General features: G+C 73.4%; 31 protein-coding genes. 15 read left to right on the forward strand and 16 right to left on the reverse strand.

All coding sequences use genetic code 11. The annotated features are described in order from the left end of the window. From J3R08_RS10645 to J3R08_RS10655, 3 genes are read left to right on the forward strand one after another with little or no spacing between them, the layout of a single operon-like run. Positions 1-1,428 (forward strand): aldehyde dehydrogenase family protein, encoded by a 1,428-nt coding sequence (locus J3R08_RS10645; RefSeq protein ID WP_209960985.1) that lies wholly within the window; start codon positions 1-3, stop codon positions 1,426-1,428. Between the two features lie 8 nt (positions 1,429-1,436). Then, the gene (locus tag J3R08_RS10650) at positions 1,437-2,384 is read left to right on the forward strand and encodes a hydroxyacid dehydrogenase (protein ID WP_209960987.1); all 948 of its coding nucleotides are present in this window, start codon (positions 1,437-1,439) and stop codon (positions 2,382-2,384) included. Positions 2,385-2,422: 38 nt separating this feature from the next. After that, a complete protein-coding gene (locus tag J3R08_RS10655) occupies positions 2,423-3,559 on the forward strand; it encodes an acyl-CoA dehydrogenase family protein (protein ID WP_373888009.1) in 1,137 nt (378 codons plus the stop codon). Positions 3,560-3,615: 56 nt separating this feature from the next. On the opposite strand, the gene J3R08_RS10660 is transcribed toward J3R08_RS10655, so the two are convergent. Continuing rightward, positions 3,616-4,584, reverse strand: coding sequence for a hypothetical protein (locus J3R08_RS10660; protein WP_209960989.1), 969 nt, complete (start codon positions 4,582-4,584; stop codon positions 3,616-3,618). A 177-nt stretch (positions 4,585-4,761) separates the two neighbouring features. Between J3R08_RS10660 and J3R08_RS10665 the strand changes: the two genes are divergently transcribed. After that, positions 4,762-7,887 carry a BTAD domain-containing putative transcriptional regulator gene (locus tag J3R08_RS10665; protein ID WP_209960991.1) on the forward strand — a complete coding sequence of 1,042 codons (3,126 nt, stop codon included), beginning with the start codon at positions 4,762-4,764 and terminating at the stop codon, positions 7,885-7,887. Here the strand turns inward: J3R08_RS10665 and J3R08_RS10670 are convergent. Both J3R08_RS10670 and J3R08_RS10675 read right to left on the reverse strand, forming a co-directional pair. Further along, positions 7,871-8,617, reverse strand: coding sequence for an ABC transporter permease (locus tag J3R08_RS10670; RefSeq protein ID WP_064447419.1), 747 nt, complete (start codon positions 8,615-8,617; stop codon positions 7,871-7,873). The genes J3R08_RS10665 and J3R08_RS10670 overlap by 17 nt on opposite strands. Then, on the reverse strand, positions 8,614-9,555 hold the full coding sequence (locus J3R08_RS10675) for an ATP-binding cassette domain-containing protein (RefSeq protein ID WP_064447420.1): 942 nt from the start codon (positions 9,553-9,555) through the stop codon (positions 8,614-8,616). The genes J3R08_RS10670 and J3R08_RS10675 overlap by 4 nt, the downstream gene beginning before the upstream one ends. Before the next feature lie 93 nt (positions 9,556-9,648). Between J3R08_RS10675 and J3R08_RS10680 the strand changes: the two genes are divergently transcribed. Next, complete coding sequence (locus J3R08_RS10680; protein WP_280841753.1) at positions 9,649-10,785, forward strand: DUF3800 domain-containing protein; 1,137 nt, start codon at positions 9,649-9,651, stop codon at positions 10,783-10,785. 11 nt (positions 10,786-10,796) lie between these two features. Continuing rightward, entirely contained in the window at positions 10,797-11,771 is a 975-nt protein-coding gene (locus J3R08_RS10685; protein ID WP_280841754.1) for a BtrH N-terminal domain-containing protein, read from the forward strand. Between the two features lie 3 nt (positions 11,772-11,774). Here the strand turns inward: J3R08_RS10685 and J3R08_RS10690 are convergent, their stop codons facing one another. Next, entirely contained in the window at positions 11,775-12,200 is a 426-nt protein-coding gene (locus J3R08_RS10690; RefSeq protein ID WP_209964151.1) for a VOC family protein, read from the reverse strand. 492 nt (positions 12,201-12,692) lie between these two features. Here J3R08_RS10690 and J3R08_RS10695 point away from each other — a divergent pair, with 492 nt between their 5' ends. The 3 genes from J3R08_RS10695 to J3R08_RS10705 all read left to right on the forward strand — a co-directional run bounded on the left by J3R08_RS10695 (position 12,693) and on the right by J3R08_RS10705 (position 14,909). Next, positions 12,693-13,586 (forward strand): sulfotransferase domain-containing protein, encoded by an 894-nt coding sequence (locus J3R08_RS10695; protein WP_209960995.1) that lies wholly within the window; start codon positions 12,693-12,695, stop codon positions 13,584-13,586. A gap of 27 nt (positions 13,587-13,613) precedes the next feature. Further along, positions 13,614-14,126 carry a hypothetical protein gene (locus J3R08_RS10700; RefSeq protein WP_245254717.1) on the forward strand — a complete coding sequence of 171 codons (513 nt, stop codon included), beginning with the start codon at positions 13,614-13,616 and terminating at the stop codon, positions 14,124-14,126. Between the two features lie 72 nt (positions 14,127-14,198). Next, positions 14,199-14,909, forward strand: coding sequence for a helix-turn-helix domain-containing protein (locus J3R08_RS10705; protein WP_043325179.1), 711 nt, complete (start codon positions 14,199-14,201; stop codon positions 14,907-14,909). Here the strand turns inward: J3R08_RS10705 and J3R08_RS10710 are convergent. Together J3R08_RS10710 and J3R08_RS10715 are read right to left on the reverse strand one after the other, a co-directional pair. After that, a complete protein-coding gene (locus tag J3R08_RS10710) occupies positions 14,891-15,469 on the reverse strand; it encodes a dihydrofolate reductase family protein (protein ID WP_043325178.1) in 579 nt (192 codons plus the stop codon). The two genes, J3R08_RS10705 and J3R08_RS10710, sit on opposite strands and share 19 nt — an antisense overlap. A 55-nt stretch (positions 15,470-15,524) precedes the next feature. Continuing rightward, a complete protein-coding gene (locus J3R08_RS10715) occupies positions 15,525-15,989 on the reverse strand; it encodes a rhodanese-like domain-containing protein (RefSeq protein ID WP_043325177.1) in 465 nt (154 codons plus the stop codon). A gap of 62 nt (positions 15,990-16,051) precedes the next feature. Here J3R08_RS10715 and ftrA point away from each other — a divergent pair, with 62 nt between their 5' ends. Continuing rightward, on the forward strand, positions 16,052-17,044 hold the full coding sequence (gene ftrA, locus J3R08_RS10720) for a transcriptional regulator FtrA (protein WP_113973254.1): 993 nt from the start codon (positions 16,052-16,054) through the stop codon (positions 17,042-17,044). Here the strand turns inward: ftrA and J3R08_RS10725 are convergent. From J3R08_RS10725 to J3R08_RS10745, 5 genes are all read right to left on the reverse strand, one after another. Next, positions 17,017-17,379, reverse strand: a complete 363-nt coding sequence (locus J3R08_RS10725) for a nuclear transport factor 2 family protein (protein WP_043325175.1) — start codon at positions 17,377-17,379, stop codon at positions 17,017-17,019. The genes ftrA and J3R08_RS10725 overlap by 28 nt on opposite strands. Then, a complete protein-coding gene (locus tag J3R08_RS10730) occupies positions 17,357-17,833 on the reverse strand; it encodes an SRPBCC domain-containing protein (RefSeq protein ID WP_069089989.1) in 477 nt (158 codons plus the stop codon). Before J3R08_RS10730 ends, J3R08_RS10725 begins: the two co-directional genes overlap by 23 nt. Then, complete coding sequence (locus J3R08_RS10735; RefSeq protein ID WP_064447430.1) at positions 17,830-18,162, reverse strand: helix-turn-helix transcriptional regulator; 333 nt, start codon at positions 18,160-18,162, stop codon at positions 17,830-17,832. Before J3R08_RS10735 ends, J3R08_RS10730 begins: the two co-directional genes overlap by 4 nt. A 62-nt stretch (positions 18,163-18,224) precedes the next feature. Beyond that, on the reverse strand, positions 18,225-19,040 hold the full coding sequence (locus J3R08_RS10740) for an NAD(P)-dependent oxidoreductase (protein WP_209960997.1): 816 nt from the start codon (positions 19,038-19,040) through the stop codon (positions 18,225-18,227). Continuing rightward, the gene (locus tag J3R08_RS10745) at positions 19,037-19,486 is read right to left on the reverse strand and encodes a MarR family winged helix-turn-helix transcriptional regulator (protein ID WP_043325171.1); all 450 of its coding nucleotides are present in this window, start codon (positions 19,484-19,486) and stop codon (positions 19,037-19,039) included. Before J3R08_RS10745 ends, J3R08_RS10740 begins: the two co-directional genes overlap by 4 nt. Positions 19,487-19,684: 198 nt before the next feature. Here J3R08_RS10745 and J3R08_RS10750 point away from each other — a divergent pair, with 198 nt between their 5' ends. Together J3R08_RS10750 and J3R08_RS10755 are read left to right on the forward strand one after the other, a co-directional pair. Beyond that, positions 19,685-20,395, forward strand: a complete 711-nt coding sequence (locus J3R08_RS10750; protein ID WP_113973250.1) for a hypothetical protein — start codon at positions 19,685-19,687, stop codon at positions 20,393-20,395. Between the two features lie 92 nt (positions 20,396-20,487). Continuing rightward, positions 20,488-21,441: an FAD-dependent oxidoreductase gene (locus tag J3R08_RS10755; RefSeq protein WP_069089986.1), complete on the forward strand. Its 954-nt coding sequence runs from the start codon at positions 20,488-20,490 to the stop codon at positions 21,439-21,441. Between the two features lie 8 nt (positions 21,442-21,449). On the opposite strand, the gene J3R08_RS10760 is transcribed toward J3R08_RS10755, so the two are convergent. Continuing rightward, positions 21,450-21,875, reverse strand: a complete 426-nt coding sequence (locus tag J3R08_RS10760; protein WP_043325168.1) for an iron chaperone — start codon at positions 21,873-21,875, stop codon at positions 21,450-21,452. 144 nt (positions 21,876-22,019) lie between these two features. Here J3R08_RS10760 and J3R08_RS10765 point away from each other — a divergent pair, with 144 nt between their 5' ends. From J3R08_RS10765 to J3R08_RS10775, 3 genes are all read left to right on the forward strand, one after another. Beyond that, positions 22,020-22,757, forward strand: coding sequence for a VOC family protein (locus tag J3R08_RS10765; protein WP_209960999.1), 738 nt, complete (start codon positions 22,020-22,022; stop codon positions 22,755-22,757). Positions 22,758-22,893: 136 nt separating this feature from the next. Further along, a complete protein-coding gene (locus tag J3R08_RS10770; protein WP_069089984.1) occupies positions 22,894-23,508 on the forward strand; it encodes a dihydrofolate reductase family protein in 615 nt (204 codons plus the stop codon). Positions 23,509-23,555: 47 nt separating this feature from the next. Continuing rightward, positions 23,556-24,437, forward strand: coding sequence for a hypothetical protein (locus J3R08_RS10775; protein WP_209961001.1), 882 nt, complete (start codon positions 23,556-23,558; stop codon positions 24,435-24,437). Between the two features lie 2 nt (positions 24,438-24,439). On the opposite strand, the gene J3R08_RS10780 is transcribed toward J3R08_RS10775, so the two are convergent. Genes J3R08_RS10780 through J3R08_RS10795 form a run of 4 tightly spaced genes read right to left on the reverse strand, consistent with a single transcriptional unit; the run spans position 24,440 to position 26,529 of the window. After that, on the reverse strand, positions 24,440-24,976 hold the full coding sequence (locus tag J3R08_RS10780; RefSeq protein WP_209961002.1) for an SUKH-4 family immunity protein: 537 nt from the start codon (positions 24,974-24,976) through the stop codon (positions 24,440-24,442). Then, positions 24,973-25,518 carry an SUKH-4 family immunity protein gene (locus J3R08_RS10785; protein ID WP_069089981.1) on the reverse strand — a complete coding sequence of 182 codons (546 nt, stop codon included), beginning with the start codon at positions 25,516-25,518 and terminating at the stop codon, positions 24,973-24,975. The genes J3R08_RS10780 and J3R08_RS10785 overlap by 4 nt, the downstream gene beginning before the upstream one ends. Beyond that, positions 25,515-26,042 carry a hypothetical protein gene (locus J3R08_RS10790; RefSeq protein WP_043325163.1) on the reverse strand — a complete coding sequence of 176 codons (528 nt, stop codon included), beginning with the start codon at positions 26,040-26,042 and terminating at the stop codon, positions 25,515-25,517. Before J3R08_RS10790 ends, J3R08_RS10785 begins: the two co-directional genes overlap by 4 nt. Beyond that, positions 26,035-26,529, reverse strand: coding sequence for a hypothetical protein (locus tag J3R08_RS10795; protein ID WP_043325162.1), 495 nt, complete (start codon positions 26,527-26,529; stop codon positions 26,035-26,037). The genes J3R08_RS10790 and J3R08_RS10795 overlap by 8 nt, the downstream gene beginning before the upstream one ends. Position 26,530: the final 1 nt, after the last annotated feature.

The raw sequence follows: 26,530 nt of genomic DNA on the forward strand, positions 1-26,530 counted from the left end.
GTGTCCGTTCCGTACCACCGCAACCTGGTCGACGGCGAGTGGGTCGACGGCGAACGCCGGCCGAACCTCAACCCGGCCCGCCCCGGCGAGGTCGTCAGCGAGTACGCGGTCGCCGACCGGGACACCGCCCGCGCGGCGGTCGATGCGGCCCGCCGGGCCGGTCCCGGATGGGCGAAGCTGCCCGTCGGCGACCGGATGCGGATGCTGGACCGGATCGGCGCCACCATCCTGGACCGCGCCGACGACCTCGCCACGCTGCTCGCCCGCGAGGAGGGCAAGCTGCTCGCCGAGGCCCGCGGCGAGGTCGTCCGCGCCGGCCAGACGTTCCGCTACTACGCCCACCAGCTGCTCCAGCCCACCGGTGAGGTCTACGCCTCCACCCGCCCGAACGTGCACGCCGAGGTCCGCCGCCGTCCACTGGGCGCGGTCGGGATCATCACGCCGTGGAACTACCCGCTGGCGATTCCGGCGTGGAAGGTCGCGCCGGCGCTCGCGTACGGCAACACCGTCGTGCTCAAACCCGCCGAGCTGGTACCCGCCAGCGCCGGGGAGCTCGCCCGGATCATCGCCGGCGCCGGTGTCCCGCCCGGCGTGTTCAACCTGGTCGTCGGCGCCGGCTCGGTGGTCGGGGAGGAACTGCTCACCAGCGACGGCCTCGACGGCATCTCGTTCACCGGCGGCACCCGCACCGGCGCGCACGTCGCCCAGCGCTGCATCGCCCACGGCAACAAGCGGTTCCAGCTGGAGATGGGCGGCAAGAACCCGCTCGTAATCTGCGACGACGCCGACCTGGACGTGGCGGTGCGCTGCGCGCTGGACGGCAGCTTCTTCAGCACCGGCCAGCGCTGCACCGCGTCCAGCCGGCTGATCGTGACGGCCGGCATCCACGACCGGTTCGTCGCGGCGCTGGCCGAGGCGACGCAGGCGCTGCGGGTCGGCGACCCGCTCGACCCGGACAGCCAGCTCGGCCCGGTGGTCAGCGCCGGCCAGCTCGACCAGAACCTCGACTACGTCCGGATCGGACGCGACGAGGGCGCGGCGGTGGCGGCCGGCGGTACGCACGACGGGCAGTTCATGCGGCCCACCCTGCTCGTCGGCGCGCACAACGACATGCGGGTGGCCCGGGAGGAGATCTTCGGCCCGGTGTCCTGCGTGATCCGCGCCGAGAACCTCGACGAGGCGATCGAGCTGGCCAACGACACCGACTACGGGCTGTCCGCCGGGATCGTCACCACCTCCCTGTCTGCTGCCGAACGGTTCAAGCGCGACGCCCGCGCCGGCATCGTCACCGTCAACCTGCCCACCGCCGGCACCGAACTGCACCTGCCGTTCGGCGGCACCGGGGCGTCCAACCACGGCCCCCGCGAGCAGGGCGGCTACGCCCGCGACTTCTACAGCGTGCCGGTGACCTGCTACACCGGCTGGTAAGGACGGCAATGTCCCCGCAGATCCTGCTCACCGAGCCCATCGCCGAGGCCGGGATGCGGCTGCTGCACGCCGCCGGTGAGGTACGCGTCGCCCACCTCACCGACCCCGCCGCGCTCGCCGCCGGGCCGCTCGCCACCGCCGACGCGCTCGTGGTGCGCTCCTCACCGGTGACCGCCGCGATGCTGGAGTCCGCCCCCCGGCTCAAGGTCGTCGGGCGGCACGGCGCCGGGCTGGACGGCATCGACCTGGCCGCCGCGCAACGGCTCGGCGTCCCGGTCGTCGGCACGCCCGGCGCCAACGCCGAGTCGGTGGCCGAGTTCGTCGTGCTGGCCGCGCTCGCGCTCGCCCGTCAGCTCACCCCCGCCGTGGCCACGCTGGCCGCCGGCGGCTTCCCGCCCGGCCGGTCACTGCCCGGCTCGGTCGTCGCCGCCGGACTGACCGGCACCATGCTCACCGGCCGCACGCTGGGACTCGTCGGCCTCGGCGCGATCGGCCGGGGCGTCGCCGCCCGCGCCCGCGGGATGGGCATGACGGTCCTCGGGTACGACGTGGCGGTCACCGAGCCGCCGGACGGCGTACACCTGGTGGACCTGGACCGGCTGCTCGCCGAATCGGACGTGGTCAGCCTGCACGTGCCCCAGACGCCGCAGACCACCGGCCTGATCGGCGCCGCCGCGCTGGCCCGGATGCGGCCGCACGCGCTGCTCGTCAACACCGCGCGGGCCGGCGTGGTCGACGGCGCGGCGGTGCTCGCCGCGCTCGACGCCGGCCGGCTGCGCGGCTACGCGGTCGACGTGTTCGCGCCCGAACCGCCCGCCGCCGACGACCCGATGCTGCACCACCCCCGCGTCCTCGCCACCCCGCACATGGCGGCGATGACCACCGACGCGCTCGACGCGATGGCCGTCGCCGTGGCGCGCGGCGTCCTCGCCCACCTGGAAGGAACCCGTACGTGACACTGACCGTCCCCGCGTCCGCCCTCGACTACTTCGGTGTGGACACGCTCGTCGACGACGACACCCGGGAACTCCAGGCCGCCGTGCGCGGCTTCGTGGACCGGCGGATCCGGCCGGAGATCGCCGGCTGGTACGAGGCGGGCCGGCTGCCGGTACGGGAACTGGCCCGGGAACTCGGTGAACTCGGCGTGCTCGGGATGCACCTGGAGGGCTACGGCTGCGCCGGCACCTCGGCCGTCGCGTACGGCCTCGCCTGTTTCGAACTGGAGGCGGGCGACTCGGGCCTGCGGTCCCTGGTCTCGGTGCAGGGCTCGCTGGCCATGTACGCGATCTGGCGGTTCGGCTCCGAGGAGCAGAAGCGCGAGTGGCTGCCCCGGATGGCCGCCGGCGAGGCGATCGGCTGCTTCGGGCTGACCGAACCGGACTTCGGCTCGGACCCGGCCGGCATGCTCACCCGGGCCCGCCGCGACGGCGGCGACTGGGTGCTCAACGGCACCAAGATGTGGATCACCAACGGTTCGGTCGCGGACGTCGCCGTCGTCTGGGCGCGTACCGACGAGGGCATCCGCGGCTTCGTCGTACCGGCCGGCACGCCCGGGTTCACCGCGCCGGAGATCACCCGCAAACTCTCCCTGCGCGCGTCGGTGACCTCAGAGCTGGTCCTCGACGACGTCCGGCTGCCCGCCGACGCGATGCTGCCCGGCGCGGCCGGCCTGTCCGGGCCGCTGACCTGCCTCAACGAGGCCCGCTTCGGCATCGTCTTCGGCGCGCTCGGCGCCGCGCACGACTGCCTGCAGACCACAGTGGCGTACGCCCGCAGCCGGCAGATCTTCGACAAGCCGCTCGCCGCGTACCAGGCCACCCAGCTCAAGCTCGCCGACATGGCCCTGGAACTGGGCAAGGGCATGCTGCTGGCGATGCAGATCGGCACGCTGAAGGACGCCGGCACGCTGGACCACCGGCAGATCAGCCTGGGCAAGCTCAACAGCGTGCGGGAGGCCATCGCCATCGCCCGCGAGTGCCGGACGATCCTCGGCGCGGCCGGCATCACGCTCGACTACCCGGTGCTGCGGCACGCGAACAACCTGGAGTCGGTGCTCACCTACGAGGGCACCTCCGAGGTGCACCAGCTCATCATCGGGCAGACGCTCACCGGTCACGCGGCCTTCCGCTGACCGGCCGGGCCACCGGTGACCGCGTGCCCGGCCCGTGATCGGGCCGGGCACGCGGCCTACCGCTTGACCAGGTTGCGCAGCGCGGACAGCAGCGACCGGTGGCTGACCTCGGCATAGATCTTCTTGTCCGGTCCGTACAGAACCACATACGGGCACTGCTGGTCGTCGCCGCCCATGGTCTTGTCCAGCAGCCGGCGGCCGGTCGCCACCTCGTACACCCGCAGGCGGTATGTGGCCTTGAGCAGCGTCAGCGTGTCCGGCTTCGGGTCGTCGTAGCGGCACTTGCGGATCGTCGCGCCGGTGCTGGTGCGGTCCAGGCAGGCGACCATCTGCACGGCCTTCGGGTCCTCCGACGCCCATGTCCGCTCCACCCGCTTCGACAGGCCCTCGTCGTAGTAGTAGACCCGGTCGTGGCGCCGCGTGCCCACGTCGGTGCCGACGAGCAGCGCCACCGGGTGCGGCGCCGCTCCGGTGCGCTTCGGCGACTGCGGAAAGTAGAGGACCCCGTCGCACACGTCGTTGAGGTCGGAGATCTGCGCCGCCGGGAAGTCGCTGGGCTGCGGCCCGCGCGTCGAGGGCTCCACGCTCGTTGTCGCACCCGGAGTGGGCGTCGTGCCGGACGACCGCCAGGGCGTCACCGGCGGCGCGATCGGCTCCGGCTCGGCGGCCCGGCGCTCGGAGGACCGCAGCAGGAACGCGCCGCCGACCAGGCCCGAGCACGCCACCAGCAGCAACACGCTCAGCGCCGCGACGGCAATGACCAGACCACGGTTGCGGCCGGTCGACGGCGGACCGGGCGGCGGGTACGGCCCGTACGGCGTGGCCGGTCCGTACGACGGGCCCGCAGTGGGCGGCCCGTAACCCACAGCGGCCGTGGGCGGCTCGTAACCTGGAGCCGCAGTGGGCGGCGTTGGCGGGCCGGGATCGGCCGACGGCTCGCCGGCCGGCGGCATCCAGGCGGTCTCGGCCCGCTGTTCCGCGCCCCCCGCCGCTCCCTGATCGGATCCGGCCCCCGTGTCGGACATGCGCATTCCCCCGTCGAACCCGTGCGGAGCGCGCAACTTATCAGGATCCGCCGCCCGGGGATGCCCCGTACCAGGTGAGGGCCGCCGCGGTGCGGCAGCGCCGGCACCTGCGCCTGGCCACCTGACCCCCGCGCCCGGCGGACCGGATCGAATCGCCGGGCGTGGCAGGATCGGCGGGTGCAGATCGGGTTGCTCGGGCCGTTCCAGGTCACCACGGACGGCGGCGTCCCGGCCGATGTGCCGGGCGCGCGGCTGCGCGGGCTGCTGGCCGCCCTCGCGCTCCAGCCCGGCCGGGTGGTTCCGAAGGCGACGCTCGTCGACTGGATCTGGGGCGAGCACCCGCCCGCCGACGCCGCCAACGCGCTGCAACGCCTCGTCTCCCGGCTGCGCAAGGCGCTGCCGGCGGGCGTCGTCGACGGGTTGCCCGACGGCTACCGGCTCGCCGTCGAGCCCGACGCCGTCGACGCCGTACGGTTCGAACGCCTGCTGCTGCGGGCCCGCGACGGCGACGGACCGCAGCGGGTCCGGCTGCTGCGCGAGGCGCTGGGCCTGTGGCGCGGCGACGCGCTGCGCGACATCGGCCTGCCCGACAGCCCGGCGCTCGACGCGGCGGCCACCCGGCTGGAACGGCTGCGCCTGACCGCAACCGAGGACCGGTACGACGCGGAGACCGGGCCCGACCTGATCCCGGAGCTGACCGACCTGGTGGCCGCCCATCCGGTGCGCGAGCGGCTCGCCATGGCGCTGATGCGCGCGCTCGTCGCGGCCGGCCGGGACACCGAGGCGCTGCTCGTCTACCGGCGCACCGCCGACGCGCTCGCCGACGCCTTGGGCGCCGACCCGTCCCCGGAACTGTCGGCGCTGCACGTCGCGCTGCTGCGCGGCGAGACGGTACGCCGGGAGGACACCCGCCGGACCAACCTGCGCGCCGAGCTGACCAGCTTCGTCGGGCGGGACGCCGATCTCGCCGCGGTCGGTGCGCTGGTGGCCGAGCACCGGCTCACCACGCTCACCGGCCCGGGCGGATCCGGGAAGACCAGGCTGGCCACCGAGACCGGGCGCCGGTTGACCGGCGACCTGCCGGACGGCGTGTGGCTGGTGGAGTTCGCGGCCGTCAGCGCCGACGGGGACGTGGTGCAGGCGACGATCTCCGGGCTCGGCCTGCGGGACGCGCTGCTCGGCGACGCGGGCAGCGCGGAACCGGTCGACCGGCTGGTGGCGGCGATCCGGGACCGGGAGATGCTGCTGATCCTGGACAACTGCGAACACGTCGTCGAGGCGGCGGCGGCGCTGGCGTACCGGCTGCTCGGCGAGTGCCGGCGGCTGCGGATCCTGGCCACCAGCCGGGAGCCGCTGGGCATCACCGGGGAGGCGTTGTGGCCGGTCGCGCCGCTGGGCCTGCCCGGCGGCGACGCCACTGCCGCCGAGGTCGAGTCGTCGCCCGCCGTGCGCCTGCTGCGGGACCGGGCCGCCGCCGTCCGCCGCGACCTGGCGTACGACGGCCACACGTCGGCGACCATGGCGCGGATCTGCCGCGCGCTCGACGGCATGCCGCTGGCCATCGAGCTGGCGGCGGCACGGTTGCGCGCCATGTCCGTCGACCAGCTCGCCACCCGGCTCGACGACCGGTTCCGGCTGCTCACCGGCGGCAGCCGGACCGCCCTGCCCCGGCACCGGACGCTGCGCGCAATGGTCGACTGGAGCTGGGAACTGCTCAGCGACGCCGAACGCGCGGTGCTGCGCCGGCTGTCGGTGTTCTCCGGCGGGGCGGGCCTGGACGCGGCCGAGCGGGTCTGCGCCGGCGGCACCGTCGCGCCGGGCGACGTGCTCGACCTGCTCACCGCGCTGACCGAGAAGTCGCTGCTGGTCGCCGCCGGCGACGTCGCGCCACGCTACCGGATGCTCGGCACGATCAAGGAGTACGCCGCGCAGCGGCTCGCCGAGGCGGGGGAGGCGGACACCGCGCGACGCGCGCACCTGGCGTACTTCACCGCGCTGGCCGAGACCGCCGAGCCGCGGCTGCGCCGCGCCGACCAGCTCACCTGGCTCGCCCGGCTGGACGCCGAACACGACAACATCACCGCCGCGATGCGTGGCGCGCTCGCCGCGGGTGAGGGACCCGAGGCGATGCGGCTCGCCGCCGGCGCCGGCTGGTACTGGTGGCTCGGCGGACACCGCACCGAGGGCATGGAACTGATCATCGCGGCCACCGAGGCGCCCGGCGACGTGCCCGACGACACCCGGGCCGTGGTGTACGGACTGGTGGTGCTGTTCCTCAGCTCCGGGCCGGGCGACGCGCAGCACGCGGCCGAGTGGATCCACAAGGCGTACCGGCTGAGCGGGGAGGGTCGCGGCGGCCACCCGGAGCTGGCCCTGGTCGTGCCGATGGAGCGGATGCTGCGGGAACCGGACGCGCTGCTGCCCGCCTGGGAGTCGCTGCTCGACCACGACGATCCGTGGGTACGCGCGCTGGCCCGGCTGCACCTGGGCAAGCTGCGGGTCATCCTCGGCATGGAGGCGGCGCAGGCGGAGGCGTGCCTGCGGCAGGCGCTCGCCGAGTTCCGGGCGGTGGGCGAACGCTTCGGGATCTCGTTCGCGCTCAGCGAACTGGCCGAGCTGATCGCCGTGCGCGGTGACGTCGCCGCCGCCTGCGACTACTACGAGCAGGCGGTCACGGCGGTCACCGAGGTCGGCGCCGTCGAGGACGTGATCCGGATGCGGGCACGGCTGTCCTGGCTGTACCGGCTGGGCGGCGACGAGGCGGCGAGCGCCGACGCGCTGGCCGAGGCGTACCGGCTCGCCGCCGGGGTCGCCTGGCCGGGGGCGCTGGCCGAACTGGCGCTGGTCCGGGCGTACCTGGCCCGCCACGACGGTGACGCGGACGAGGCGTACGCGCAGCTGCGGTCCGTGTCGGCGCTGCTCGGCGACGAGGCGGACCTGGCCAGTGTCCGGGCGGGCACCCAGGATCTGCTGGGTTACCTGGCCGAGGACGTCGAGCTGTCGCGTACCCATCGGGCGGCGGCGTGCCGCGCGGCGCGCGAGGGGGGCTACGCGCCGCTGACCGCGCAGGTGCTCGTCGGTGTCGCGGACCTGGCGGTGCGGCTGGACCGGCCGGACCAGGCGGCGCGGCTGCTCGGCGCCGCCACCGCGGTACGCGGCCAGCCCGACCGCACCCACCCCGACGTGCCCCGGATCGAGGCGGCGGCGCGCGACCGCCTCGGCGACGCGGGGTTCGCCGAGGCGGTCGCACAGGGCCGGGAGACCGGCTGGGAGCACTTGGTCGAGGTCACGCTCGCTTCGTGAACGTGGACCGCGCCCACAGGTAGCCGACCACCGCGATGCCGGCGCACCAGGCGAGCGCGGGGATCACGTCACCGGCCGACGGCGCGCCCTCGAGCAGGCCGCGCAGCGTCTCGATGATCGGCGTGAACGGCTGGTACTCGGCGAACTGCCGCAGGCCCGGCCCCATCTTGTCGGCGGGCACGATCGCGCTGCTGAAGAACGGCAGCAGGATCAGCGGCACGGAGGCCATGCCCGCCGACTCCGGCGACTTGGCGAACAGGCCCAGCGCGACGGTGAACCAGCTGACCGCGACGCTGAGCAGCACCACCACGCCGGCCGCGCCGAGCCAGTGCAGCGGCTCGCCGGCCGGGCGGAAGCCGAGCAGGAACGCCACCCCGACCAGGGCCGCTACCGCGAGGACGTTCGTCAGCACGGTGGCGACGACGTGGCCGGTCAGCACCGCGCCCCGAGAGACGTGCATGACCTTGAACCGGTTGATGATGCCCTTCGTCATGTCGGAGTTCACCGACGTCGCGGTGCCGCCGAGGCCGTAGCAGACCGCCAGCAGCATCAGGCCCGGCGTCGCGTAGTCGACGTAGTCGACGCCGACGGAGAACGCGTCGCCGAGCATGTACACGAACATCAGCATCACGATGATCGGCATCAGCACGGCGTTGAACACCGAGGTCGGGTTGCGGCGCAGGTGCGTCAGGTTGCGGCGCAGCATGACGACCGAATGGTTGCGGCTCATTTGGCGGCCACCTCCGGGGTACGGCCGGTCAGGGCCAGGAAGACGTCGTCGAGGTCGGGAGACTGCACGGACAGGTCGTCGGCGCTGATCGCGTGCGCGTCGAGCCGGTCGAGCAGGGCGCGCAGCGCCGCCGTTCCGCCGTCGGTGGGCACGCGCAGGGCCAGCGCCTCCTCGTCGCGTACCGCCTCGGGCAGCACCAGCGCCGCCGCGTCCAGTTCGGCGCCGGTGCCGAACCGCAACCGCACGTGCGTGCCGGGGATCCGGCGCTTCAGCTCCTCCGGCGTGCCCTGGGCGACCAGCCGGCCCTGGTCGAGCACCGCGATCCGGTCGGCGAGGCGGTCGGCCTCGTCGAGGTACTGGGTGGTGAGGAAGACTGTCACGCCGCCGGCGACCAGCTCCCTGATGATCGACCACATGGTGCGGCGGCTGCGCGGGTCCAGTCCGGTCGTCGGCTCGTCCAGGAAGATGATCCGCGGCTCGCCGACCAGCGTCATCGCGAGGTCCAGTTTGCGGCGCATGCCCCCGGAGTACGTCGACACCAGCTTGTCGGCGGCCTCGACCAGGTCGAACCGTTCCAGCAGTTCGGCGACGACCCGCTTGCCGGTCACCCGGTTGCGCGGCCCGAGGTCGACCATCAGTTGCAGGTTCTCCCGCCCGGTGAGCAGTTCGTCCACCGCCGCGAACTGCCCGGTCACGCCGATCGCCGCGCGTACCGCCGTGGCCTCGGTGACCACGTCGTGCCCGGCGACCCGCACCGATCCGGCGTCGGCGCGGATCAGCGTGGTCAGGATGTTCACGGTCGTGGTCTTGCCGGCACCGTTCGGGCCGAGGAGGGAGAAGACCGTGCCGGCGGGGACGTCCAGGTCGATGCCGTCGAGCACCACCTTGTCCTTGTACGCCTTGCGCAGCCCGGAGACCGCTATCGCTGAACTCGTCATGCGACCACCATGGGCGGCCGTACCGCCACCGCCCTGACACGGCGCTGACACGGCCGCTGACAGCTTGTCGGTGGGCCGGCGTACGGTCCCGCCGTGGATCGGGAGACGTTCCGGGAGGCGCTCGACGCCGCCGACCGCGCTGCTCCCGTCCCGGCGTCGCCGAATCGGCTGGCCCCGGCACGCCCGGTCGGCGAGCATGTCGGCATGGCCGGTTCGACGGGTGCGAGGCTGCCGCTTCAGGGCGGGCTGCCACCCGGCGAGGCGCTGACCGGCACGGTGCGGGAGATCGCCTGCGACGAGTCCGGCTTCTCCGGCACCAACCTGCTCGACCCGGCCACCCCGGTGATCGTCCACGCCAGTGTCGACCTGGGCCGCGACGAGGCCGCCGAGCTGATCCGTACGCTGCGGTCCGGGTTCCGGTTCTCGCCCGACGAGGTCAAGTCCCGGCAGTTCCTGCGCCGCCGCGAAGCCGCCGAGGCGGTGCAGTGGTTCCTGTCCGCGCTGCGCGGCCGGGCGCACGTGCACCTCGTCGACAAGGAGTTCTTCCTCGCCACCCGGGTCGTCGACCTGCTGCTGGCCGAGCCCTCGTACGCGGCGGGCACCCGCCTCGCCGGTGACCGGCGTCCGGCCGCGGCGGCGCTGCACCGGGCCGGGCGGGCGGCCGGGCCCGACTGGGCGGCCTTCCTCGCCGCAGTGGTCGAGATGCTGCGCACCAAGCGGCGGGACCGGGCCGACGACCGGAGCGTCGAGCGGTTCTTCGCCGCGCGCGACGTGCTGCGGCGCCACGTCGACGACACGCGGGCCGGCGCGGTCCTCGACGCGCTCGACCCGGCCCGGGTGGCAGCGGTGCAGGCCCGGTTGTACGCGGGCGACCGGACGATCCCGCCGCCGCTGGAGCCGCTGCTGCCGGCGCTGGCCGAGACCGTCCTGCACTGGAGCGCCGGCCGGCGGCGGGTGCTGGTGATCCACGACGAGCAGAGCGCGCTCACCGAGGACCGGCTCCGCCGCCTCCAGGCGGCGCTGGCCGCGGGCGACCCGGCCGGCCCGTCGCCGCTGGCCGGGCTGGTGATGACCGACTCGCGCGACGACCCGCGCGTCCAGGCCGCCGACCTGCTCGCCGGGGTGGCCCGCCGGATGCCCGGCGTCCCCGGCGACGGGCCGCTGCGCCCGCTGCTGTCCCCGCCCGGCGCGAACGCCGCAGCCGTGCCGGCGGAACAGGAGGCTACGTGATCCTGAGTGGCGTGACGCCTCGCCCCGGGGTGCACTGCGAGACCACCACGCTCGGCGTGCTGACCCGGCACGCGGGCCTGGACCTCTCCGAGCCCATGCTGTTCGGCCTCGGCGAGGGGCTCGGCTTCGTCTACTGGGACGCCAAGAGCATGGACGTGCCGTTCCTCGGCGGGCGCACCAAGCCGCTGTGCGTGACCCGCGCCGCCGCCGACCGCCTCGGCCTGGACCTTCGGGTACGGGAGACGACGTCGGCGGCGAAGGCGTGGCGCGACGTCACCGACGCGCTGGACGCCGGGCAGCCGGTCGGCCTGCAACTGGACTCGTACCACCTGGACTACTTCACCACCCGGGTCCACTTCGGTGGGCACACCGTCGCGATCTATGGCTACGACGACACCCACGCCTACCTGGTCGACACCGCCCAGCAGGGCGGCGCGGTGACCACCACGCTGGACAGCCTGGCCCGGGCCCGTGCCGCGCGGGGGCCGATGACCGCGCGCCACCTGTCGTACACGCTCACCGCGCCCGGCGGTCCGCCGGACCTGGGCACGGCGATCCGCGCGGCGGTTCGCGCCAACGCCGGGGCGTTCCTCGACCCGCCGATCGCCAACCTCGGCCACCGGGGGATCGCCACCGCCGCCGCCCGGGTGACCCGCTGGCTGGACCGCGCCGCCGACCCGGCCCGCGACCTGCCGCTCGCCGCGACGCTGATGGAACGCGGCGGCACCGGCGGCGCGCTGTTCCGCGCCATGTACCGGGACTTCCTCGCCGAGGCCGCCACCGTCACCGGCGACGCCCACCTGCGCCGGGCGCAGCTGATGTACGCCGACATCGCGCCGCTGTGGACCGCCGTCGCCGACCACATCGCCACCGCCGGGCGGACCGGCGACGCGGTCCACCTGACCCGCGCGTCGGCGGTCCTCGCCGACCTGGCCGTACGCGAACGCGAGGCGATGACGGTGCTGGCCCCGGTCGACGCGGGGTAGGCGTCAGCTCAGCTGCTCGGCCAGCGCCACGATGACGCCCGCGGGGCCGCGCAGGTAGCAGAGCCGGTAGATGTCCCCGTAGTCCGCCACCTCACCGATCAGCTCACCGCCGTGGGCCCGCAGCCGGGCCACCGTGTCGTCGACGTCGTCGACGGCGAACATGACCGACCGCAGCCCGAGCGTGTTCGGCGGCGCGGCCGGCGGTTCGGCGGCGACGAGTGCCGGCGCCCGGAACCGCGTCAGTTCGAGCTTGCCGTGGCCGTCCGGGGTGCGCATCATCGCGATGTCGACACGCACGCCGTCCATGCCGTTGACCCGGTCCACCCAGGCCCCCTCGACCGGCATCTCGCCCTCCACCTCCATGCCGAGTTCGGTGAAGAAGGCGATCGCGGCCGGCAGGTCGTCCACCACGACGCTGACGTGGTCCATCCGCTGAAGCGTCACGCCCCGAGCATAGGGCGACGTCCGGCCTGGTCAGCTCATGTCGAGCGTGTACGCCGCCTCCCGCACGTCGGCGTCCGGGTGACGGCGCAACCCGGTCAGCAGGTCCCGCCACGGCGTCCTCCAGCCGAACTCCGACCCGTGCGCCACGAGCGTCACCGCGAACAGCCCGCCCGGCCAGGTCGCCGCGCCCGGCGAGGGCCGCCGGGTCGGGCCGCCGTCGCGATGAGCAGACGATGGCGGACGTGTTGCGCGCCGCGACCTGACCCTCGCCCTTATTCCGCAATTCCTAGAGAAATTGTAGATTTTCAGCGTTCTCCCAGCAGGCCGGGATTGACATTAATCGGACCGTCGGGGATATTCCTAGCGGCGCGTCGGGGCGCGGGGCGGAGCAGGCGAGGTCTGCGGATTTCACCTGCGTGGCGTGCGGAAAGGTGTTCGTGCTGCCCCTGCTCCGCGGGGTCCGGATGAGGTTGGGAAATGATTAATCGGGCCGTTGAATTCGCCAAGCACAATTCGCCGAATTCTCTGCGCGTCAAGGCCCGGCGGGCGCAGATGGAAGCGCGCAACGCCCGTATGCGACTCACCGTTCCGGTGGCGGCCCGCAGCGAGTTCGACAACATCTTCCACTGCACCGTCCGCAAGACCGGCAGCCAGTGGATCAAGGCGTTGTTCAGTGACCCGGCTGTCTACCGCCACTGCGGGCTGCTGCCCTACGACCCGCGCTTCTACTCCGGCGGCGCGACCGCGCCGGTGCCGGCCGGCCGCGTCGGCCTGGCGATCTTCCTCTCCCACAAGCGGTTCGAGGCGGTGCCCAAGGCCGGCAGATACCGCGCGTTCTTCGTGATCCGCGACCCGCGCGACGTCGTCGTGTCCAGCTACTTCTCGCTGCGCAACTCGCACGCCCCCATGGGCGACATCCCGCAGGCGCGCAAGGCCCTCCAGGAACTGCCGAAGAAGGAGGGCATGCTCTACGTCATCGACCGCCTGCGCGACAAGAAGCAGTTCGGGCAGATGCGCTCCTGGGCGGTCGCACCGAGCGACGAGACGTTCCGGCTGTTCCGCTACGAGGACCTGACCGGCGAGCGGCAGGCCGACGAGGTCGACCAGCTCCTGCGGCACTGCGGCATCACGCTGCCGTCGGCCGAGCTGGAGGCCCTGCTGGCCCGCTACAGCTTCACCAAGATGAAGAAGTCGAAGGAGACCCCCGGGCGGATCTCCCACTACCGCAAGGGCGCGTCCGGCGACTGGCGTAACCACTTCGACGACGACATCTACGCCGCGTACACGAAGGCGGCCGGTGACCTCGCGGAGATCCTCGGCTACCCCGCCCGGGACGACGAGCGCAACGGGCAGGAGTCCGCCGCCCGGTAGTGCGGGCGACAAGGCTGGGTGAGAAGCATGCCGAACCGGGGGATGATCATTGCCTCCCTGGATACCGCCGGGGTGGAGGTGGTCGACTTCCACTGGGACTCCGCCGGGCTCCCGGCCTTCGCGGCCTGGATGCTCTCCGCCTGCTCCACCGAGGACGGCAGGGAGGAGGTCGAGTTCATGTTCGACGACTCCCGCCTGATCGAGGGCGCCAACGCGGCGTGGTGGGACTTCGCGTACACGGGCCGGTTGTTCGACGAAGAGGGGTGCTTTCTCGTCTCGGTCGGGCCGGTCGACGGAGAGCCGTCAGCGAGGCCGCACTGGGCCCGGGTGCGGCTGCGCGACGCATGGGACGTCATCGGCAAGGGCGTGGACTGGGGTGTCCTGGGAGGCCCTTCGGGGCGACCCGGCTTCGTCATGATGGCGCTGGACGAGCGTGTGATCGTCGGCGCGACCACCTGGAACGGCTTCATCAGCGTCATGAGGTTGGCAGATCCGACGATGGCCGAGCCGATCCGCCGGGCGATGGGTTTGCGCGACTGAGTCGGAGAGCCAAAACGGCCGTTCCCCGGGCGCCCGACTACTCGTACCCCGTGGTCGCCGTATGCTCCTGCCGTGGAGCTGCGGTTCACCACGCGCGCGTCCGACTCGGCCTGGATCGACACCGTGTGGACCTGCGTCAGCGACCGGGTCGACGAGATGACCTCGGTGGCGACGCCGTGCTGGGGGCTCGTGTTCTGGCAGCGCGACGGGCGCTCCTACGCGGCCGTCTCCGGCCCCGAGACCGCCACCGGCGCCGCGCCGGTGCCCGAGGGCGCGAGCTTCGTCGGTATCGAGTTCGCGGTCGGCACCTCGCTGCGGCTCGTACCCACGCCTGAGCTTGTGGACAGCGGCGCCGAGCTGCCCGACGTGAGCCGCCGGACGTTCCGCCTCGACGGCGGTTGGTGGGAGACACCCGGCCCGGACGACGCCGAGGCCCTGGTCGAGCGGCTGGTCCGGGCCGGCGTGGTGGTCCGCGACCCGCTCGTCACCGAGACCCTGCGCGGCGGCCGTCCACCGGCGTCACCGCGTACCCTCGAACGCCGCTTCCGGGCGGCGACCGGGCTGACCCGGGGCGCGGTGCGGCAGATCGACCGAGCGCGCCGGGCCGCCGTGCTGCTGGCCGCGGGCGGCCCGCCCGCCGACGCGGTCACCACCTTCGGGTACGTGGACGAGCCGCACCTGGCCCGCGCGCTGCGCCGGTACGTCGGACGGACGGCCGGTGAGCTGCGCGCGGGCGCCGGTGGCGCGATCGCGCTGGACCCGGCTCAGCGGGTCACGTCGTAGATCAGCTTGACGACGCCGTTGGGGTAGGCGGCGCTGTCGCGCAGCCGCAGCGTCTGCCGGTCCCGGTCCGCCCGGGTGAACAGGCCCTTGCCGGCGCCGAGCAGCACCGGGAAGACGAGCAGGTGGTACCGCTCGATCAGGTCCGCCTCGGCGAGACGGCGGGCGAGTTCCGCGCTGCCGTGGATGAAGATGTCGCCGCCGTCGCCCCGCTTGAGCGCGGCCACGTCGGCGGTGGAGCGCAGGATCGTCGTCGGTCCCCAGCCGTCGACCAGCGCGTCGTCGGGCAGGCTGGACGACACCACGTACTTCGGCAGGTCCCGGTAGGCGGCGTGGTCCTCGGAGTCGCGCCAGGTCGGCGCGAACGCCTCGTAGCTGCGCCGCCCGAACATCAGCGCCGTGGTCTGCTCCAGCTCCTCGCCCTTGAGGGAGAACGCCTCGGGCAGGAACTCGACGTCCTTGACGACCCAGCCGCCGCTGCGGTGGTCCTCGCCCGGGCCGCCGCCGGGGGAGTCCACCACGCCGTCGAGCGACATGAATCCGGTGTAGACAAGATCACGCATGCGGCAATGCTAGGAACGCCCGCCACCCGGTGTCTTGTACGGAACCGACACGCCCTCAGCAGCCGCACGACGCCCCGGCCGGCGCGGTGAGGTCGTCGGCGGGCCGGCGGACGAGCCCCGCGTCGGTGCGTACCGGGAAGCCCTCCCGCACCCAGTACTCGTATCCGCCGATCATCTCCTTGACCGGCCGGCCGAGCCGGGCGAACTCCAGCGCCGCACGGGTGGCGCCGTCGCAGCCCGGTCCCCAGCAGTAGGTGACCACCGTGGCGTCCGCCGGGATCAGCTCGGCGGCCCGGTCGGCGATCTGCGCGGTGGGCAGGTGGACGGCACCGGGGATGTGCCCCTGCCGCCACGCCGCGAGGCTGCGCGAGTCGACCACGACCAGGCCGGTCACGCCCGCTTCCAGATCGGCGTGCACGTCGCTGACGTCGGCCTGGAAGGAGAGCCGGGCCGCGTAGTGGGCGACGGCGTCGGCGGGGCGGGCGGCGGGAATGCGCAGGACGTTCGACATGGCACCCATCGTGCCGACCGCCGTCCGGTGGCCCCAGTGGCGTGAGCGCCGCCCTTCGCTAACATCCCGCCATGAACCGTGCCACCGTGTCGGTGCTTGCGTACGAGGGCATGTCGGTGTTCGAGACCGGGATCGTCACCGAGGTCTTCGGCCTGCCCCGCCCGGAGTTCGACGTGCCCTGGTACGAGCTGACCGTCTGCGCGGAGACACCCGGCGCGGTGCGGCTGGTCGGCGGCGCCACGCTGCACACCGACCACGGCCTCGACGTGTTCGCCGGCGCCGGCACGCTGATCGTGCCCGGCGTCGCCGACGTGCACGCCGACCCGTCGCCCCGGCTGACCGCCGCGTTGCGTGCCGCGCACCGGCGGGGCGCCCGGATCGTGTCGATCTGCTCGGGCGCGTTCGCCCTGGCCGGCGCGGGCCTGCTCGACGGCCGCCGGGCCACCACCCACTGGCGGTACGCCGACCTGCTCGCCCGGCGGCACCCGGCGGTACGCGTCGACCCGGACGTGCTGTACGTGGACCACGGGGACGTCCTCACCGGCGCCGGCAGCGCGGCCGGTCTCGACCTCTGCGTCCACCTGGTACGCCGCGACCACGGCCCGACGATCGCCAACGCGGTCGCCCGCCGGCTGGTCGTGCCGCCGCACCGCGACGGCGGCCAGGCGCAGTTCGTCGAGGCGCCGGTCCCGGCCGACCCCGGCGACGACCGGCTCGCCGCGAGCATGTCGTGGGCGCTGGCGAACCTGACCGCCGAGATCACCGTGGCCCGGCTGGCCCGGCAGGCGCACATGTCGCCCCGCACGTACCTGCGGCACTTCGCGCGGGCCACCGGCACCACGCCGATCCGCTGGCTGATCGACCGGCGCGTCCAGGCCAGCCTGCCGCTGCTGGAGACGACGAGCGCGCCGATCGAGGAGGTCGCCGCCACTGTGGGGTTCGAGACGGCGGTGACGTTCCGGCACCACTTCACCGCCGCGATGCGGACCTCGCCGTCGGCGTACCGGCGGGCCTTCACCGGGGCGTCAGGCGGCGCTCACGCCCCGGGCAGCGGGACGACGTAGGAGTCGACGCGGGCGATGAGCCCGTCCCGGAACGTGAACAGGTCGTTGAAGGCGAAGCGGAACGGCCCGTGCGCGACGGTGGCGCCCCGGCCCTCGCCGGTGACCACGACGACCGGCCCGTCCTCGATCACGCGCTCGACGTCGAGCCGTGGACTGCCGGTGAACGCAGGGTTCTCGATCTCGCCGTCGAACTCGGCCCGGCCGCGGGTGGTGCGGTGGCCGTGGATGACCCACTCCACGTCGTCGGTGAGGGTGGCGAGGATGCGCTCGTGGTCGCTCGCCCGGAAGCCGGCGAAGTATTCCGCGACCAGGTCACGCTGGGTTGCTCGGGGCACTGTCGTCTCCATCGTCGTGATGTCGGAGGTGGGCGGCGAGCGCGTCGAGGATCGAGGCGAGCCCGTCCGCGGCCTGGTCGGTACGCAACTCGGGCGGAAGCTTGCGCTGGTGCACCGTCAGGTCGGTGCCGTCGCGCGCGGGCCGGAGCGTGACGGTCGTACGCAGGCCGGAGACCGGCTCGTCGAAGACCAGCTCGCGCGGCGGGTCCACGCTGACGTAGACGAACCGGAGCCGCCCGGTCCGGCCGTCGGGCGCGCGTGTGTCGAGGACGAACTCCCCGCCCGGCCGCAGGTCGACGGTGACCGAGTCCGGCGGCACGTCGGCGTGCGACCCGCCCCAGAACGCGGCGATGCTCGCCGGCGAGGTGAAGGCCGCCCAGACCCGGTCCGGCGCGGCGGGCAGGTGCCGCCGGGCGATCAGCTCGTCGCCGTGCCGTTCGACGCGCGTCCTCACCGGGTCGCCTCCGGGTCGGAGAGGTGCGTCTCCAGCGCGTCGAGACGGTCGTCCCAGGCGCGGCGTTGCTCGTCGATCCACGAGCCGAGCCGGGTGAGCTGGTCGACGCGCAGCCGGCAGGGTCGCCGGGTGCCCTCCCGCCGCTGCTCGACCAGCCCGCACCGGCGCAGCACGCCGACGTGGTGGGAGATCGCCTGCGGCGTCAGGTCGAACGGCTCACCCAGCTCGCCCACGGTGGCCTCCCCGCGCGCGAGGCGGGTCACCAGGGCGCGGCGGACCGGGTCGCCGAGCGCGGCGAAGGCGAGATCGAGGTCCGGATCGGAGCGCATGCCCTCACGCTAGCGCAAACACAGGTTTGCGCAAACAACCCTTTGTTTATGCTCGCGCCGGGTCAGAGCGCGCCGCTGCGGACGGCCTCGTAGATGGTGCTGATCGTCGGTGTGAAGCCGAGGCTGCGGGCGAGGGTGATGTCCATCTGCCCCCGCCACGGCTGACGGAGCGGTTCGGCGGAGGAGCCGTAGGAGTAGCCGACGAGCTGGGACATCTCGTAGATGCTCAGGGGCGACTCGTCGGCGATGTTGACGGTGCGGTTGTCGAACGCGCCCGTGAGGGCCAGTGCGAACGCCGTGGCGATGTCGGCGTGGTGGCAGACGCTCAGCCTCTGTGCCGGGTGCCACCCCATGCCGGCCGCGAGTTCGGGCAACGATTCGAGGTGCCCGTCCCGGTCGCCGTAGATGAAGGGAAGGCGCAGGATGCCCCAGGTGAGCCCGCTGGCGCGAAGCAGCTGCTCGGCTTCGATCTTGCTGGCGGGGTAGGCCAGCGTCGGCGCGACGGGGTCGTCCTCACGCCCGGGGTGCGTGCTGACGGCGCCGTAGACGTGGGAGGTGCTGGCCAGCAGGAACCGGGCCTGCGGCGCGTGCTTCTCGACGGCGGCGATCAGGTTGCGGGTGCCGTCACGGTTGACGGCCCAGATCTGCTCGTCGTCGCGGGTGCGGAAGACGGCGGCCAGGTGGATGACCGCGGTGACCGCTTCCACGGCTGCCGGCAGGGATTCGGGGCTGAGGACGTCACCCTCGACGCGCCGTACGCCGTCGGGCACTGCTTTTCCGGGACGGACGAGGGCGCGGCACTCGATACCCGCCGCGGTGAGTCGCCCGAGCAGGCGGGGGCCGACCAGGCCCGTTCCGCCGGTCACGAGAACGGTCATGACCCGTGCTCCTTCCGGTAGTCGATCAGTCGTCTGGTCGCGCCGCTGAGGACGCGATTCATGGTCTCGATGTCCGCGGGGTCGACCCCGCCGAAGGCGACCTCCGCGATCAACGCCATCGGATCGGGGAGCGAGTTCCACAGGTTCACGCCGGCCGGCGTGATGTGCAGCTGTTTCTGACGCTGGTCGTCCGGGTCGGGCACCTGTTCGATCAGGCCTTTGCGGACGAGCGCCGCGATCACCGCGCTGAGGGTCGCCCGTTCGACCTCCAGTTCGCGGGTGAGGGTGCGCTGGCCGACCGGCCGGCCCTCACTCAGCCGGTACAACACGTACCACTGGGTGTTCCCGAGATCGTAGGGGCGCAGCACGGACTCCATCAGGGCCCGGCTGGCGAGGAAGTATTTCTTCGCCCAGACGCCCGGAGCGGCCAGCTCGTAGGCGTTCATGTCGTTAGGCACCTGACAACATTGTCAGGTGCCTAACGACATGTCAAGAGGTGGCTGCGCGCCGGAACGCCACGGGGCGCCCGGCAGTTGGGGGAGCAGGGGACTGGCACGCCGTTTCGGGCGGCGTGGCATCGGGAACGTCGTCGGGACGGGCACGGGACGGAGGTCGACATGAGGACACCGAGTCGCCGTAGGCGGATGCTTGGCGTACCCCTGCTCGTCACCGCGCTGCTGGCCGGCGCGTGCGGCGACGGCGGTGGGGACGACGGCGGCGCCGCGGACCCGAGCGCGACCTCGGCCACCGCCCCCGCGACGCCGGAGACGTCGCAGTCGTCCGGCGGGCGCGTGACGATCCCGACGTCCGCCTTCGCCGACCTGCCGCCGGAGCTACGCAAGACCGAGGCGCAGCCGATGGAGGTCACCGACGCGCTGCCCGAGTTGTGCGACCAGGAGTTCCGCAGCGGCGGACGGTCGGTCACCGCGAGCGCCGCCATGACGAGCGCCTACAAGAAGCCGACGGACCCGCCGGAGAACGTCCCCTTCGGCACGCTGCACCAGACCGTCTTCGCGTTCGAGGGCACCGGCGCCGCCGACTACCTGCGCCGGGTCCGCGGGGCGATGGAGTCCTGCCGGTCGTTCCAGGAGTCGGGCGGCACCGTCACCGTCCGGTCCGAGCCGATGACCCGGACCGGCGACGAAGCCCTGCTGGTGACGGTGACGCGACCGGCTACCGGCCTCGACGGCAGCCCGGCCGAAGGGCAGGCCACCAGCCAGATCATCGTGATCCGGGTCGCCGACGCGGTCACCGTCGTGCACGACCAGGGCTGGGAGGGCACCAGCAACGACCCCGGCCTGTCCGACGACATCGCCGCCGCCGCGGTCCGCGGCCTCGACTCCTGGCAGCGCTGAGCGACTGACGGCGGCCGGACGGGGCAAACGGGAGCGGGATCGCCGGGCAGAATGGGCGGGCGACCGCAGCCGCGACGCGATGGGGGCCCGCCATGACCGCACATCCGGACGTCGTCGTCCTCGGAGCCGGCGTGAGCGGGCTCAGCACCGGCATCCGGCTGGCCGAGAGCGGCGCCCGGGTGCTCGTCCGCACGGCGGCTCCGCCCGCCCGCACCACCTCGGCGCTGGCGTCGGCGCTCGTCGGCCCGAACCTGTCGCCACCCGGCGACCCGCAACGCGCCTGGACCGACGAGACGCTGCGGGTGCTCGGCGCCGAGCCCATGCCGGGCGTGGTGTGGCGCGACGGCACGCTCGCCGCCCGGCCGGCCGGGGCGACGCCCCCGTACGCCGAGCAGACGCCGGGCTTCCGGCAGCTCGGCGACGACGAGCGGCCGGCCGGCTTCGGCACCGCGTTCACCGTCCGCCTGCCGCTGGTCGACATGCCGGTCTACCTCGCGTACCTCCTGGAGCGACTCCGCGACGGCGGCGGCGAGGTGCGCCAGGAGCCGGTCGGCTCGCTGGACGAGGCGGCGACGCTGGCCCCGGTGGTGGTCAACTGCGCCGGGCTGGCGGCGCGGGCCCTGACCGGCGACACCGGCCTGTACCCGGTGCGCGGCCCCCGGATCGTGGTGCGCAACCCCGGCCTGGAACGGTTCTTCATGGAGGCGCCGATGGCGCCGGCCTGGGCGTCGATCTTCCCGCACGGCGACCACGTGGTGCTCGGCGGCGGCCAGCGACGCAGCGACGACACCACCCCCGATCCGGCCGAGGAGGCCGACGTCCTCGCCCGGTGCGTCGCGATCGAACCCGCCCTGGCCGCCGCCGAGGTCCTCGAACACACAGTCGGGCTGCGTCCCGGCCGGGCGGCGCCGCGCGTGGCGGCGCAGCGGCGCGGCGACGCGCTCGTCGTGCACAACTACGGCCACGCGGGCAACGGCGTGATGCTGTCCTGGGGCTGCGCCCGCGACGCCGCCGCGCTCGCCCTCGGCGCCGCGCCGTCCGCCTGACGGCACGGTCAGGACACGGCGGTACGCACCAGCTCGGCGAGCTTCTTCTCCACCTCCGGGCTCCACCGCACCAGCGCGAACGACGCCGGCCACATGTCGCCGTCGTCGAGGTTCGCCGCCTCCTGGAAGCCCACCGTCGAGTAGCGGTACTTGAACTTCCCCGCGTCCTGGAAGAACACGACGATCTTGCCGGCGGCGTTGGCGTACGCGGGCATGCCGTACCAGGTCTTCGGCGCCAGCTCCGGCGCGGCGGACATGATCGTCATGTGCACGCGCTCGGCCAGCTCGCGGTCCTCCGGCGCCATCTGCGCGATCCGGTCGAGCACCGCCTGCAGGTCGTCGGCCTTCTTCGCGCCCTTCCTGCCCTCGGCGCGCAGCTCGGCCGCGCGCTCCTTCATCGCGGCGCGTTCCTCGGCAGTGAACCCGTCGGACATCTCGATCCCCCCTCGTGACTCGCGGTCCGCGTGGTGCCGACCGCCTGGCAGCAACGCTATGGCCCGGCGGTGGGCGCCCGCTTCTCGATTCCTGACCACCTGCCGGGACCACGGCGACCCGGCGCGGCACCTACCATCGCGGCCATGGCAACCCGGCTCGTACAGATCAACATGAAGGCACACGACGAGGTGGCGCTTGGCGGCTTCTGGGCGGAGGTGCTCGGCTGGGAGATGTCCAGCGAGGGGCCCGGCGTGACCAACCTCGAACCCGCGGGCCTCACCTACCCGGACCCCCGCGCCCTCTACGTCGACCTCGTCGTCTCCACCGAGCCCAAGACGGCGAAGAACCGCGTCCACGTCGACCTCGCGACCACCTCGCCCGCGCACCACACGGAGCTGGTCGCGCGCCTGACCGCGCTCGGCGCCACCCCCGCAGACGTGGGCCAGGGCGACGTGCCGTGGACGGTCCTGGCGGACCCGGAGGGCAACGAGTTCTGCGTACGGGAGCCGGACCCGCGGCGCGCGGACACCGGGCCGATCGGCGAGGTGGTTGTCGACTGCGCCGACCCGCGCGCCATGGCCGGCTTCTGGGGCCGGGCCACCGACTGGACCGTGCACGAGGTGACCGACCAGCAGGCGGTGTTGCGCTCCGCTCAGGGCGTCGGGCCCTACCTGCGGTTCGCCCGCAGCGCCGACGCGAAGACCGGATGGAACCGCGTCCACCTCGACGTCCGCCCGTACCCGTCGGACGACCTGGACGCCGAGACCGCCCGCCTGCGGACGCTCGGCGCCACCGACGCGGACCTGGGCGGGGCCGACATCCCGTGGCGGGTGCTGGTCGACCCGGAGGGCAACGAGTTCTGCGTCCTCACCCCGGGCTGACCCGCTGGCGGCGCCGGGCGGGCGAGGGCGCTCCGCCGGATTTCACGTTCCGACCCCGGTGACGTCGTCGCGGGCCGATGAGTTTGACACGGTGCGGCGGTCTACCCGTCGAACCCACCTGAGAAGGAGCACCGCGATGGCCAAAGTCATCTCCACGCTGTTCATCTCGGCCGACGGTGTCGCCGAGATCGACCCCGACTGGCACTTCCCGTACTTCGACGACAACATGGGCCGCGCCGTCACCGAGGACTACGACACCTCCGACGTGCTGCTGATCGGCCGGGAGACGTACGACAGCTTCGCCGGCGCCTGGCCGGACCGGGAGGCGGCCGGCGGTGAGGACGCGCCGTTCGCCAAGCAGCTCGGCGACATGCGCAAGGTCGTCGTGTCCCGCCAGCCGCTGGAGTTCTCCTGGCGCAACTCGGAGCTGATCCAGGGCGACCTGACCGACGCCGTGCGCGCGCTCAAGGCCGACGCCGGCATCAAGGGCATCCTCATTCCCGGCTCGATCTCGGTGGTGCAGCAACTGCTCGCCGCGGGCCTGGTGGACGAGCTGCGGCTGCTGGTGCACCCGGTCGCCGCCCGCAAGGGCCGCCGGCTGTTCGACGAGGGCGACGCGCCGTACCACCTGCGGGTGGCCGCGACGGAGGCGTACCCGACCGGCGTGATCCGGGTGATCTACACCCCGGCGCCGGCGCCGGGCGCGGCCGGGTACGACGACATCAAGGACCAGGTGCCGGCCGGCAGCTGACGATCACGGGGCGGTGGCGGCCCGGTGTGCCGTGAAAGGATCCGCCGGTGCGTCGTGCTCCGCTGCTGCTGATCCCTGCGGCCGTGGCCGCCGTCGCCCACGTCGTCGGCGTCCTGGTGGCCGCACCGCTCTGGCGCGGCGCGGAGGTGCTGAGCCTGGCGCTGCTACTGGCGTACGCCGTCGCCGCCGGACTGCCCGCCCCGCGCTGGGCGGTGCCGGCGGCGCTCGCACCGCTGATCGTGGACGCGGTCCGCACCATGCTGGCCGGGCCGCGCGCGGGGGACTTCGGCTGGACGGTGTACGGCAGCGGCGACAGCGCCGTCGACCGGACGGCCGGCTTCGACGCGGCGCTCGCCGGGAGCTGGGCGGCGCTTGTCGCAGTGGCGGTGCTGCTGGTCGCCTGCCGGGGCCGTGGACGGCGCCGGCACCTGATCGCCGCCGCGGTCGCCGCCGCACCCGTCGTCGGGTACGCGGCAGTCCGGGTCACCGACATCGGCGTCGCCGTCGCCGCCGTCACCCCGGGCCTGGAGATCCGCACCGAGACCACGCTGACCCGGGCGGACGGTTCGGGGTACGACCAGGCCGACGTCGTGCCCGCGCTCGTCCTCGCGGTGCTGCCGCCGCTGGCGCTCGCACTCGCCGCGCTGGCGCTCGCCGTGCTGCTGGCCGGGCGGGGCCGACGGCTCGCCGCGACCGGCGCGGCACTGCTGGCGGTGCTCGCGTTGCCGCTGCTCGACGCGGGCATCGAGGCCGTGCACCTGCCGGTCTCGGCTGACGGCACCGCCCTGTTCGCCTGGTACGCCATCCCGCCCACCTTGGCGATGCCGCAACCGGTGGCGGCGTTGACGGTGGCGGTGGAGTTGGCCGCGTACCTGCTGCTCGTCGCCGGGCTGACCGGCGCGGACCGGGCCGCACCGGCGGCCGGTTGACCTCAGGCGGTCGACTCCAGCTCGTCGAAGGCCATGTTCCACCACGACTCCGGCTCGGCGAACGCGACCGGGTCGACCGGACGCAGGTCGTCGCGGATCGCCGCCGCCCGCGCGGCCCGCTCCCGCCCGCCGGGGTCGGTGGCGATGAGCTGGCCGAGCCGGTAGAGGAACTCCACGAACGCGGCGAACGTGCTGTTCACCGTCTCCAGGTTCGGTGTCTCCAGGTCGAGCAGGATCACCGCGCCGGTGCCCGCGTCCAGGCAGAACAGCAGCGCCGGGTCCTCCGGCGAGGCGCCCAGCACGACGTACGGGCGGGGGCCCTGGTCGCCCAGCTCGATCGACAGCGTGGAGAACAGCTCGACGTCGGGGACCGAGACGTCCACTGTGAACAGGATCGGCACCTCGACCGGAAGCGTGCCGTCGGGCGGGAACACCTCCGGCCCGAGCGGCCCGAGGATCGCGTCGAAACGCTGGTCGGGGAAGTAGATGACGCCCCGCTCACCCCACAGCGCGGTGAGCTGCTCGCGGGTGACTGTCACGGCTGCGCCTCGTCCTCGTCCTCGGCTTCGGCCTCGTCGAGCAGGCCCTGCCGGTCGAGGAACGCGTACCACCCGTCGTCGTCGGTGACCAGCTCGGCGTAGCCGGGGCCGAGCACGTAGTAGTGCACGAACGAGTCGAGGTCGGGCGCCAGTTCCTCGAAACTGTCGCCCATGAACCACTCGGTGCCGGTCGGCGGGAAGTACCAGACCGCGCCGGTGGCGCGCTCCAGGAAGATCGGCTCGTCGCTGCGTGTGCCGACGACCAGCCAGCCGCCCTTGTCCTGGCCGATGGGGGAGAAGTCGGGCGCGTAGTCGAGGAAGTACTGGACACCGGGCAGCCGGCCGGTCGAGGCCAGCTCGAACGCGCCGGCCCGCAGCCCGTCGGCCACGAGCAGGAACTCGCGGACGACGTCCGGCAGCTCCGCCGGCACGTCGCCCTCGTCGGCCGGGTCGCCGATCTGCCCGTACGCGAGACTGGCCGGCTCGTCCGCGGCCAGGTCGGCGCGGAGTTCGGCGAGAAGCTGCGCGAGATCGGAAGTCAATCCACTACCTCTATTCGGATCGGGGTTCCGTCCGGCAGATTCTGGATCTGCCCCCAGATCTGGGAGCCGATGTCCGTGTTGGTTCTACCATGCAGCAGCTTGAGGTTGTCGACGGTGTCCGGCCCGCCGAGCTGCAGTTCCCACACGTGGTCGGGGTGGTAGTCGCTGAGCCGTTGACTGAGCCGGTTGGCGAGGTCCTTGTCGTGCGGCCAGTACTTGTCCCAGATCTTCTGGCGGATCCGGTCCTTGTACCCGTCGGTGAGGTTCTTGTCGCGGGCCACCGGGTTGGTGGCCTTGTAGAGCTTGCCGTCGTCGCTGAGCTTCTTCAGCGCGGCCATCTTGCGCCGGAACTGGGCGGTGGCGTGGAAGTCCCGGCGCTGCACCCGGACGACCTTCGTCGGCAGGCTCCGGTTGGGCCCGGTGACCCGGACGATCGGCTTCTCCAGCTTCTCGACCGCCTTGCGGACGATCTTGCCGGCCGCCGGTTTCGCGGCGGCGCCCCGGCCGCGCCTCGGGCTAGGCATCGAGCAGTCTTCCGATGACCTGGTCGATGAGCGCGCCGACGATCTCCCGGGTGATGATCTGGAAGATCGGGATCTCGGCCAGCGAGGCGCCGAACGTGACCACGGCGGTGGCGATCGCCTGGGCGACCTCGAACGCGAGGATGGCGAGCTGCACGATCACCGCGATCTTCAGCGCCAGGACGATCGCCGCGCAGATGATCAGCCCGGCGCCGAGCAGCATCGCCGCGGGCATGCTGTCGTGCAGCACGACCGGCCCGTTCTGCTCCCCGCCCCACCACTTCTGGAACGCCGCGATCGCCGGACCGACGTTCTGCGTCCACACCTGCGCGGCAGCCGCGTCCGCCGCGCCGGCCGCCGCCCCGATCCGGCCGCCGAACTCCAGCCACGCCTGGCCCATCTCGAAGAGCTTCTCCTCGTCGGCGGCCGGCCAGGTGTAGCCGATCCAGCCGAGCGCGGTGACCAGCTCACCCGGTAGTTGCAGTCCCACG

This window comes from Micromonospora sp. HB375 (genome assembly GCF_017872985.1).
Classification (GTDB): Bacteria; Actinomycetota; Actinomycetes; order Mycobacteriales; family Micromonosporaceae; genus Micromonospora; species Micromonospora chalcea.